Source organism: Sutterella wadsworthensis (assembly GCF_003315195.1).
Classification (GTDB): domain Bacteria; phylum Pseudomonadota; class Gammaproteobacteria; order Burkholderiales; family Burkholderiaceae_F; genus Sutterella; species Sutterella wadsworthensis.
On record NZ_QNRV01000001.1, the window covers coordinates 25,567 to 37,151 of the forward strand.

At 54.5% G+C, this 11,585-nt stretch carries 7 protein-coding genes; 4 read left to right on the top strand and 3 right to left on the bottom strand.

The window, feature by feature from the left end; translation table 11 throughout:
• Window positions 1-177 precede the first annotated feature (177 nt).
• From DES29_RS00110 to DES29_RS00120, 3 genes are all read right to left on the bottom strand, one after another.
• Window positions 178-792, bottom strand: coding sequence for an HMA2 domain-containing protein (locus tag DES29_RS00110; RefSeq protein WP_016474128.1), 615 nt, complete (start codon window positions 790-792; stop codon window positions 178-180).
• A gap of 24 nt (window positions 793-816) precedes the next feature.
• Window positions 817-3,300, bottom strand: coding sequence for a heavy metal translocating P-type ATPase (locus DES29_RS00115; protein WP_021994648.1), 2,484 nt, complete (start codon window positions 3,298-3,300; stop codon window positions 817-819).
• Window positions 3,301-3,494: 194 nt separating this feature from the next.
• Window positions 3,495-3,776, bottom strand: coding sequence for a hypothetical protein (locus DES29_RS00120; protein ID WP_005430153.1), 282 nt, complete (start codon window positions 3,774-3,776; stop codon window positions 3,495-3,497).
• A gap of 610 nt (window positions 3,777-4,386) precedes the next feature.
• Between DES29_RS00120 and DES29_RS00125 the strand changes: the two genes are divergently transcribed.
• The 4 genes from DES29_RS00125 (at window position 4,387) to DES29_RS00140 (ending at window position 11,534) form a co-directional block, all read left to right on the top strand.
• Entirely contained in the window at window positions 4,387-5,583 is a 1,197-nt protein-coding gene (locus DES29_RS00125; protein WP_113854251.1) for an efflux RND transporter periplasmic adaptor subunit, read from the top strand.
• Window positions 5,580-8,900, top strand: coding sequence for an efflux RND transporter permease subunit (locus DES29_RS00130; protein WP_021994784.1), 3,321 nt, complete (start codon window positions 5,580-5,582; stop codon window positions 8,898-8,900). Before DES29_RS00125 ends, DES29_RS00130 begins: the two co-directional genes overlap by 4 nt.
• A 119-nt stretch (window positions 8,901-9,019) precedes the next feature.
• The gene (leuE, locus tag DES29_RS00135; RefSeq protein WP_016474132.1) at window positions 9,020-9,694 is read left to right on the top strand and encodes a leucine efflux protein LeuE; all 675 of its coding nucleotides are present in this window, start codon (window positions 9,020-9,022) and stop codon (window positions 9,692-9,694) included.
• A 295-nt stretch (window positions 9,695-9,989) separates the two neighbouring features.
• Window positions 9,990-11,534 carry an ABC transporter substrate-binding protein gene (locus DES29_RS00140; protein ID WP_113854252.1) on the top strand — a complete coding sequence of 515 codons (1,545 nt, stop codon included), beginning with the start codon at window positions 9,990-9,992 and terminating at the stop codon, window positions 11,532-11,534.
• The last annotated feature ends 51 nt before the right edge of the window (window positions 11,535-11,585 follow it).

The window sequence follows — 11,585 nt, forward strand, 5'->3', positions numbered from 1 at the left end:
AAAGTCGTACGGCTCGTGAAATAGAGGCCGCTGAAGGGCTGCCGCACGTCGGGAAATAAAAAAACGGGCATCCGGGTGCGACTGCCTGCAGGCAGAGAACCCGGATGCCCGCTTTCAAAGGGCATTCTAATGCGTTCAAGAGCGATTTCGAAATTGCTCTTTTACTGAACGCCTAAATTAAAGAACGCGGCGGTGTTGATAAAGGTGAACACCGAGGAGCACCGTGAAGAGTGCACCGAAAAGCAAATGGGCTTTAGCGCCGCGGAATGCGAGACCCGCAAGGGAGAGTGCGTAGCCCGCTGCCATCAGACGATTCTGCGTAACGCGGCGGGTACGACCGCCCGCCTTAACGTCAGGGGCGACGACCGGAGCGAGAAGGTCGAGCGCCCGATGAGCCCCGCTTTTGACGAGGCTGCCGGCTTCTCGAACGAGTTTGGCGGGGTGCTCGGCAAGGCAGGCGCCTGCGCAGCAGGGGGTCTTTGCTGCTTCAGGCTGTGCATCTTGGTCTTGCGCACCTTCAAAGACTTCGGCGGCTTCTTCCGCTGCGGGTTCGTCGGGGAGGAAGAACTGAGCAGCGGCAAGCAGCGATTCCGCATTAGTCTTGGTCTCATCCCATGTGACGAGAAGACTGCCGACACGCGGATTGAGCTTCACAGAAGTGATGCCGTCGAATCCAGCAATCATCGTCGTCAGACTTTCAACCTCTTCAGGTGAAAGTCCGCGCAGAGAGGCGTGGCGGATACGGGCGCGCCCGTGACAGATGGAGCGCACGAATTCTTTGGGATCTAGCATTATTGTTCTCTTATACGTTAGGCATCAGGCCTGCGTGAAAGGCAGGTTGATCGGCTTTTCACTTTCCGGAGCGCTGTTTTCAATCTTCGATAGCGTACCATGAAGATTCGCCTGGATTTCGCTCACGGCTTCGGTAAAGCTCTTCGACTTGCCAAGCGTCGGACGCATAGCATTCAGGCAGACGCCGATGGTGGTGGCGTTATGCAAAAGCGCGCCAATTGCCGGCATGAGCATGCCCGTCAAGCCGCCTGCGAGGAAGCAGGTGTTGAGCGAAACTGAAACGGCGAAGTTTTCATGAATGCGGCCCATCGTCGCGCGGCCCAGTTCGATTGCAGTCGGAAGGTCCGCGAGATTGTTGCGCGTCAGAACCACATCGGCTACTTCCTGAGCAATATCGGTGCCGTCGCGAAGCGTTGCGCCAACATGAGCTGCTGAGAGCGCCGGGGAGTCATTAATGCCGTCGCCCACCATCAGAACCTTACGGCCCTGTGCTTTGAGTTCGAGCACATGCTTAGCTTTGTCCTGCGGGAGCACCTGAGCATGGAACCCGTCGAGGCCGAGCTTGGCGGCTACGTGAGCGGCCGTGCGAGTGTCGTCGCCCGTGAGCATCATGATCTTGGTGATGCCGCGTTCACGCAGAGCAGCAATGGCTTCTTTGGCTTCCGGACGCAGCGGATCTTCGATGCCGAGGACACCGGCAAGCTGATCACCCACAGCAAGGTAGAGGATTGATTTGCCTTCGGAAGAAAGACGTGCAATCGCATCCTTGGCCGGGGAAATATCAATGCCTTCGTCGTCCTGCACAAAGTGGCGGCTGCCGAGGAAGCACTTGCGGCCGGCTACAGAAGAACAGATGCCGTGCGCAACGATGTAGCGGACTTCGGTGTCGTGTACTTCGTTTTCGTGAATGACGCCGCGTTCTTGCGCCTGACGAACGATCGCACGCGAAACCGGGTGCGGGAAATGTTCTTCAAGGCAGGAAGCTAAGCGCAGCAGTTCTTCTTCACTCGTAACGCCGTCGACAGGGATGACGTCGGAGAGCACCGGAGTGGACTGCGTCAGTGTGCCCGTCTTATCGAAGACAACGGTGTCAACTTCGGAGAGCGCTTCCAGATAACGGCCGCCTTTCACCAGTACACCTTTTTCGGTGCCGTTTCGCATTGCAGTGAGAATGGCAAGCGGCGTTGCCAGACGCAAGGCGCACGAGTAGTCAACCATCAGTACGGAAGCCGTACGGGTGAGATCACGCGTAAAGAAGAAGACGAGACCGGCGAGCAGGAAGTTGTAGGGGACGATGGCGTCGGCGAGGCGTTCAGCTTTGCCCTGAATGCCGGCCTTGGCCGCTTCGCTGTTCTGAATGAAGCTCACAATCTGTGAAAGGCGTGAGGCGTCGCCCAATGCTGTCGGACGAATGTCGATTTCACCGTCCTCAACGACAGTGCCGGCAAAGACGCTGCCGCCCACGGTACGGTGTACGGGAAGAGGTTCACCCGTCATCGTCGCCTGATTGACTGCCGCATCACCGGAAACAACCACGCCGTCAACAGGGATCACCGAGCCCGAGCGCACGACGACCAGATCTTTCTTCGAAAGGTCTTTGAGCTGCTTTTGCGCAAGTTGGCCGTCAGGAAGGCGAACCCAGACCTGATCAACCTTAATAGCCAGCTGATCGGCAAGCGACGCCAGTGACTTCTTGCGGGTATAGCGTTCGAGCATATCGCCCAAGCCGAGAAGCAGCGTGAGCAGACCCACGGTTCCGAAATCAAGACGCAGGAGCGACACAAAGATCGCTGAGGCATCGAGTACCGAAACGTTGAGTTTCCCGCGGAAGGCATTTTTCACGCCTTCAATGAGGTAGGGAATGGAATCGAGCACTGCGTTGCCGATATTCACGACCATCGGCAGGAAGGGACGCAGGAAGATGTAGCGTGCGAGGCTCGAGAAGTCGAGTTCAGCATCATCTTCGATCGGCGCCGGTGCCTCTCCCGTACGGCGGGTGAGTGCGGCTTTGCCCATTGCCTGACCAACCTGCGCGGCTTTGGCGGCAGTGCGGCCGATCATAAAGAGTCCCGGGAAAATCTTCCCGAGAAGGTCCCGCAACCGTGAGAAGACATTGAGCAACGGCATTGTTGTGAAGCCGCGCTCAATTTCATAAATGGTGCGCGGTACGATGCCCGGCGGCAGATCTTCCCGGCGCAGCGGCTGAAGCGCCATTTCACCGCACCGTTTTGCGGCTTCAAGATCTTCAGCTGCAATGACTGCACGGTCAGGGCGCAGAATCGGCGGATTGACTGCAAGGCTTTCAAAATAGGCGAGGGTTCGAGCCTTGGCAGCGGCGTCGGCGACGGTCAGCGTTACGCTGCCGATACGCGGATTGACGACAAGACCGGTAACGCCTGGAATAGCAGCCACTTCATTGGCAATGATGACCGCACTTGCGTGCGAGAGCGTGTCGTCTGTCTTCCAGCGTTCACGGTTGCCGACGGCATGCTTCAAATAGAAATGCATGAGGAAAGCCTCTCTTCTCTTATTCCTTTTTGTCGAGTCTTCGACGTTTCCCAAAAGGTCGAGACCCGTACGGCGTGCGCCGCAAAATGATGGCCCGGAGTTTCCCTCCGGGCCGCTTCGGAATGTTTGCTTCCGCGCCGCCGCACTTATTTATAGCCCGATCAGGCCAAAGTGGAGTGCGGCCGCAGAGAAAATCAGCAGTCGGCGGCAGCCGGAACAGCTTCCTTCTTTTCCTGAGCTTCTTTCTTTTCCTGCTGCTTCACCTGAGCTTCGGCAACCACGTCGGCGAGGTCTTCTTTGACACCGTCTACGGCAGCAAGCGCCTTGTCGCGAAGGTCAATGCCGGAGGCGAGGAGATCTGTGGCGAGCGGCTTAATGTTGAGCTTGCCGCGAGAAACGAGCGCCATACCGAGAGCACCGACAGCGATGCCGCCAACAAAGAAAAGACCGTATTTAGTAGCCTGATTGAGTGCCATTTTTTGTTCCTCTTTTATTCAATTTGAGTTTTTTTGTTTAGATCCTGAGGGATCTTATTGGATTCCTCTGACCATGCGTCGAAAGGCTCAATCCTTTCGCCGGAAGTCTTTGTGCCGCGCCCCTTGATGCTTCAAGAGTCCGGGTGCTCGGAGCGCTACTGTTTCAACGTTTCCGTGTACTCGTGTTCCGGCGACGCTTGAATATTACACCTTCAAAATGCTTTTGAATTTCTTAGATATTCATTATTAAAAATAATTCGCAATTCGGGTTGTCCCCTAAGTGAACTGTCGTGGGGTGAGATGCAAATCAATCGTATTGCATGCGCGGACGCTTCAGAATATGTTTAGAAAAATCAATGCATATCGGAGAATTCGGGATGGGAGTTTTAAAGCGAATCATTCGCATGTGAAAGTAGTCGATAATAGTAAAAAATTGTTAATAAAGTGACTGAGGCATCAGCAGGGATGCTGCTGCTCTGTGGATTTTTTGAATACAGCTGTAGGCAGAGCAGTTTGAAGCTTTAAATGAGAACTATTGTCTAAAATTAAAAAAATCAGCATAAGCTTCAGGAACCGAAGTGTTCCATGCAGATTTTTTGGGAAAAGAACTATGCAGCTTGCAGCATTGATTGCGGCTTGGCCGATGAAGATCTTGTCGCGAGAATATGTCTTTGCTGCTTGGACAGCTGCGGCGGTTTTGATTCTGTCAGGCTGCAGCGAATCACAAACAACGTCTGCAGCCAATAACGAGCGTCAGGCACCGATAACGGTGTCAGTGATCCTTGAGCCGGCCTATCAGCCTCAGCTTATTCAGGCAGCGGGCTCCGTGGCGGCATCTGCGCGCATTGAAGCGGCCAGCCGCCTTGCTGCTTATATTGAAGAAATTCCGGTAAAAGAAGGGGATTTACTCCAAAAAGGCGACGTGCTTTTTAAGCTTGACTCCAAAGATGTGCTTGCTGCGATTCACGCCGCAGACGGCAAGTTAAAGGCGGCCCAAGCAGCCCTAAAGGATGCGGAGCTTGACCGTGAGAAGATAGATGCGCTTTATCGTGAGGGACTGGTGTCTAACAACGATTGGCGCAAAGCAACGCTTAAGCGTGATGGGGCACGGGCAGATTTAGCGCAGGCCCAAGGATTTGCCAGCGCTGCGCATGGAGAGCTTGAATACATTATTGGGAAGTCGCCCCGTGAGGGCCGTGTTGTGCGGGTGCTGCGCCGTGCCGGCGACATGGCTGTTCCCGGGCTGCCGATAGTGGTGCTCGATTCCGAGGAGGCTCCTAAATTTGAGTTTCGCGTACCCCAGAGTGCCGCTCAATATGCAAAACCGGGTGTGATCGGCCGAGTGAAGCTCGACGGCATTAATGAACCCCTTGAAGTCGTCATTGAGAACGCTTCGGCTTCTGCGGATCCGCTGGCGCGAACCTATTTTGTTCGAGCCGGCTTTAAGGCGCTTGCATCCCGCGAAGCAGCTTCCGTTCGGCCAGGCATGTTCGGCCGTATTGAGATCACTGCCGGTAAGGCGTCAAGACGTTTTGTGCCTGAATCGGCGCTTACGCGGCTGGGCGGATTGGAGGGGGCATTTGTTTTGCAAACTTGTCGCCATGCGGACGCAGGCCAAAATCAATGCGCCTATTTTCATTGGCTGCGTCTCGGCACTCGTGAAAACGGTCTTGCAGAAGTACTTGCAGGTTTGGAAGACCTTGGTAATTCACCCGTTCGCTTTGTTGATCGACCGAAACATCAGCTCACTGACGGCGATTGTGTGACAGAGGCGGATTCAAGAGCACAAACTGGAGATCAGCAATGAATCCGCGGCACACGCTGACTGGGCAATTGGCGGGCGGGTTTATTGAGAGCAAGCTCACGCTTGTTCTGATGATTGCGGCTTTGATTTTTGGTATTTGGGCGGTTCTTTCGACGCCGCGCGAGGAAAATCCGCAGATTTCCATGCCTGCGGCGGCAGTGCAGGCTGTGCTGCCAGGCGCAGAGCCCGACGAGATGGAGGCTAAGGTCATCAGGCCTTTGGAAGCCATCATCAACCAGATTCCCGGCGTTGACCACTATTGGTCAACCGCTGTGGATTCTGCTGCTGTCGTGGTGGTGCAGTTCAAAGTCGGAGAGAACAAAGAAGAGTCTCTGGTCAAGCTTGCCGACCGTATCGTCGGCGGGCGTGCCGAACTGCCGGCCGATATGCTTGGGCCGTGGGTGAAGAGCGCCGATGTCGATGATGTACCCATTTTGGCAGTTTCTCTCGTTTCAGAAAAATACGGCGATGAAGGGCTGAGGCGGATTGCCTGGGACGTTCTCGATCGACTGATGGGACTCGAAGACATCTCTACCGTTGACGTTATCGGCGGACGTGATCGCGAACTGATTGTTGAAATCGATCCGGCAAGGCTCGAGAGTTTTGGTCTTTCGTTTGCGAGCGTGACCGCTGCCGTGCGCGCTGCAGGCTCTGCCGGACCTTTAGGAACAACGGTGACAAAGGGCACTGAAGCCCGAGTGCGCCTGGCCAATGCGATCAAGTCTGCTGCTGATCTCAGGCGCTTGGTGGTTGGTTTTTCACCGGCAGGAAATCCGGTGCATCTGGAAGATGTTGCAAAAATCCGCGACGGCGCTACTCAGCAGGCGGCTGCCTCCAGTCGTTTCGGCTGGGGACGAGCTTCATCGCAGCATGAATCTGCTGCCGGCGGCATTGTCGAGCATCCAAGCGTTTCGCTTGCCATTGCCAAACGCAAAAATGCCAACGCTGTTGTTGTGGCCGACGAGGCGATCGCCCGTATTGAGCGAATGAAGGGCACCGTCATTCCGGCCGATGTTGATGTTGTCGTCACACGCGACGACGGCGCGAAGGCCAACGATGCCGTCAATACTTTGATTGAGCATCTGGCAATTGCTGTTATCGCCGTAGTGACGGTGACGCTTGTCTTTCTGGGATGGCGGGCTGCAGTCATCGTCGCCGTCACGGTACCGCTCATTCTGGCTATTACTTTAGGTGTTGTGGGCCTTTCGGGCTTCACGATCAATCGCCTGACACTTTATGCACTCATCATTGCGCTCGGCCTTTTGGTTGACGATTCGATCGTGGTGATTGAGAACATTGTGCGTCATTACGGGCTCTCAAAATTGTCGGGACGGCAGGACCGTTCAAACCGGGCCATTGAAGCAGCGGGAGAAATCGGCAGTGCAACGCTGTTGGCTACGATCACCGTGATGGTGGTTTTTGCTTCGTTGATTCCGGCTTTGACGGGCATGCCTAAACAGTATTTTTACCCGGTGGGTTTCACTGTGCCGGTGGCTCTGGCGGCAAGCTTTCTGATCGCTTATACCGTCGCTCCCTGGGCGGCAAGACGGTGGATCCCGCAGCCGCCGATTGACAGCTCATCGGCCGGCGGCCGAACGCTTCCCGGAGGTCGTTTCGGCAAGCTTTACAGCATACCGGCACGCTTGTTGATCGGTCATCCCAGACGAGAAATTGTCTTTGTGTGTGCAACTGCTTTTCTCTGTATAGCAGTTTTCATCATGCCTTTCGGGCAATGTCTCATTCCCGGCGGATTGAACAGCCCAACGCCCGCATGGGGCGTCGAGATGGGATTCCTGCCCAAGGACAATAAAAACACTTTCAACGTCACCATTGAGCTGCCCGTGGGCACCCCTGTGGAGGCGCTGGATCGTGCTGTCCGCGATACGGCGGCTGAAGTCGCCAAAATTCCCGAAGTTGTCAATTGGCAAAGCTGGGCCGGACTGTCGGGAGTTGCAGATTTCAATTCCATGATGCGTATGACGCCTGCCAAGGGCAGTGAAATCGGCGCCGTACGAGTCAATCTCACGGATAAAAATTCCGGTCGGCGTTCGTCCATCGAGATTGCACGAGAACTGCGGACTGCACTCCGAAGCGTGTCCGATGCTTATCCAGGCAGCACGATTCAGGTGGTGGAAGATCCGCCGGGACCGCCGCTTCGCGGAACCATCTACGCAGAAATATATGCCAATGACCCGGAGGAACTTCGTTGGCTAGCTGACCGTACCCAGAAAGAGTTTCGGAAAACTTATGATGTGGTAGAGGTTACTAATACTCAGAAAGCGGATCAGACCGAATGGCGGCTCAGCATTGATCGGGAGAAGGCGGCTGCCGCCGGCGTGCTCCCGGCTGCCGCCGCATTTGAATTGAAAAATCTTGCGTCGGGCAGCATCATCGGCTGGGCGCATGCGGACGGTGAACGTTCGCCGCAGCCCATTCGTCTTGAAATTCCGTACGCTGAGGAGTTCGATCCGACTTTGCTCTCGGGCATCACCATTGCCGGCGCTGCTGGTGTGCGTGTGCCGCTCTCGTCCATCATCAAGGTCGAAAAAACGACAGCCGCAAGACGCATTGAAAAGAAGGACGGCGTTCGTATGGCGGCGGTGGGCGGCGAAATGGGCTCGACGACACCGACCTATGCCGTGCTGGATCTGAATAATCGTTTAAGGGGCATGGCGCTGCCCGAAGGCGGCAAACTTGCTACCGGCAATCTGACCTGGAGCGATGAACGCCCCGATCTAACCCAGTCGCCGGCCGTTCTCCTGTGGCAAGGCGAAATGCGCATGATGCTCGACAGCTACCGTGATCTCGCTGTGTCACTCTGTCTGTCGCTGGGCTCTATTTTTCTCATTTTTGTCGCGTACTACCGCTCTTTTGCGCTCGCTTTGATTGCGCTCTCGGCTGTCCCGCTCTGCTTTATTGGACTGATCCCGGGCCATTGGCTCTTCGGCACACAGTTCTCTGCGTCCTCTTTGGTCGGTGTGACGGCTTTGGCTGGCGTTGTGGTAAGAAGTTCGCTCCTCATCATTGATTTTGTGCTTGATTACTTGAAGGCTGGACTGCCGCTCAAGGATGCGCTCATTGATGCCGGAGCTGTTCGTCTGCGTCCCATTTTGCTCACCACTTTGGCGATTATTTTGGGAAGCGTGATTTTGATTCCCGACCCCGTATTCGGCGGTTTGGCCATCACTTTCATATTTGGAACGACCGCATCGACGCTTTTTACAATTTTTTTAATTCCAATTCTGCTGAACGTTTATTTCACGAGGCATCCATACCCCACCTCTGAAGAAGGAGCTGGAATGACTGCTGAGGCGAACTAAATAAGAATACACACTTCAAGACTGGGTTGAAGCTGACTTTATTCAGCGCTAAAATCGCGAACCTTTTTTGTTGAGGCTTCTGACGAATCCGTTGTCAGTGCGCAGATTTGAGCTTTGCTATGTTCGAGCAGTTCGGCATCATTAATCCGTGGATCTACATCGCCGGCGCTTTCATGATCGTGATCGCGCCGGGTCCTAATTCACTCTATGTTTTGAAGACGAGTGTTTTGGATGGCCGGCGTGCCGGCTGCGCGGGTCTTCTTGCCGTACTGATTGGCGATGCGGTTCTGATCTTCCTCGCCTATCTGGGCGTAGCGGCAATGATTAAGAGCCATCCGCTCGCGTTCTCAATGGTGAAAATCGGCGGGGGCATTTACCTTGCGTGGATTGGGGCAAAGGTGATTTGGAACACCTTCTTCGTTAAGCGAGCAAAGCCCGCAGGAACTGCTGCCGAGCTCAGTGTCTCCGAACAGACGAAACCGGCCAAGGGTGCAGCACTGCGTGCTTTCCGCACAGCGCTCGGCTTGTCACTTACCAATCCCAAGTCGATTCTTTTTTACGTTTCCTTTTTCGTTCAATTCATCGACAGTTCATATGCTCATCCGGGGATTTCATACTTTATTCTCGCGATGATTCTTGAGAGCTTCAGTGTGATGTGGTTTGCGGTGCTCATTACGCTGGGAGCAGCGCTGCTTCGCAGCCTCGCACGTGTACCGAGCCTGAGAAAGCTCGGCAATACGGCACTGGGAAGTCTGTTCCTCTTTTTTGCGTCAAAGCTCGTTCTGGACGCTTGAATACTCCAAAAGCTTCGACGGAAGCGGGTACATTACGGGCATTAGTGCGAACGTTTGCGTGTTGACAATTGGTCAACCCAAAATGCTTGCGGATCGATTCAAAGGGATAAGACATAGCGCCGAGGCGAGGCGGATATAAGGAGCGCTAGGCTTTAATCGGCTCCTGTTTCTATAACAAACGCTCCTTATGCAGTTCGGTACGTCTCAGGAGCTGTAGTCAAAACTGCAGCAAATCTCGCCGTATGGACGGTTGAACGGCCGTGCGGCCAGTTTTCCTTGAAGGAATCCGCACGCCATGCGCAAAAGTCTTCTCTCAGCCGTCTGCGCCGTTTCCCTCGCTGCCGCTGCCATACTTCCTTCCGGCAGTCAAGCCCGCGGCATTACGGTGGCGGTTGGTTCGTCATTCACGACGCTAGATCCTTATCAAGCGACCGACCTGTTGTCGCGCACTGTCGCAAAGTCGTTCTACGAAGGGCTTTATAGTTTCGACAAAAATCTCAAACCAGTTCCTCAGCTTGCCGAATCGTATGAAGTGAGCGAGGATGGGCTGGTTTATACTTTCAAACTTCGTGACGGCGTGAAGTTTCATGACGGTACGGACTTTACGGCGGAAGCGGTGAAGCTCAATTTCGAGCGAGTGCTCAATCCGGACAATCACCTTTCACGCCGATCGTTCTTTAATTTCATCGGACGGATCGAAGTTGTTGATCGTCTTCATGTGAAGTTTGTCCTCAGCCGCCGTACGCCCGGATTTTTGCAGCGTTTGGCCAACGGCTCCGGACAGATGATTTGCCCGAACACAATCAAAACCATGGATGGCCGCGGGATCGCTTTTAATCCCTGCGGCACCGGGCCTTATCTTCTCAAGGATTACAACCCGAGTGAGCGCTTGGTGGTGGTCAAGAATCCGAATTATCGAGTAAAAGGGCTCCCTAAACTGGATTCCATCACTTGGCTCCCTGTCGCTGAAAACGCTTCCCGCGCTGCGATGCTGCGCACAAAGGAGGCGGCTTTCATTCAGCCGATGCCTGTCGAACAGGTCAAAGACATTGAGAATGATCCCGAGCTCAAGCTCAATGTGGTCCCGTCGATCATGATGAGGTATCTCTCAATCAATAATGCTCATAAGCCCTTTGACGATGTGCGTGTGCGAAAGGCCATCAGTCTGGCCATCAATCGCGAAGCACTCTGCAAAGTGGCCTTCTCAGGCTATGCTCGGCCGGCTACGGGGGTTCTGCCTCTCCCCATTCCGTCTGCGGTTGACCTCGGCGTGCCGAAATATGATCCGCAGGAAGCTAAGCGTCTCTTGGCTGAGGCGGGGTTCCCCAACGGCTTCTCGACGAAGCTTTGGTCGGGCTACAACAACTCCACCTCCAGCAAGGTGATCCAGTTCATCCAGCAGCAGCTCGCACAGGTCGGCATCAAGACGGAAACCCGTATTCTCGAGGCAGGGCAGCGTGTGTCGCTGGTAGAGGCGAACAAGGTGCCGTCGGAGTCGCCTAATCGTCTCTATTACATTGGCTGGTCGAACTCTACGGTAGAACCGGATTGGGGGATGCGTCCGATTTTTGACTCTCGCGAAATGCCGCCCAAGCTTTCCAACGAGGGCTACTACAACAATCCTAAGGTCGATGAACTTTTCGACAAGGCTGTCAACGAGTCCGATCAGAAGAAGCGTGACGCTATTTACCGTGAAGTTCAGGAAATCTTGTGGGATGAGGTGCCTGTAGCGTTCTTGGTTTTCGAAGACAGCACAACGGCCTCCAATGTGCACCTGAAAAATTTCAATGCGCTGCCCGATACAGGGATGGAGTTTTACGAAGCGGAATGGGTGGAATAAAGCTTTTTAAAACGTACAAATGAAAACAATCATTTAAGTTTTTCCACACGC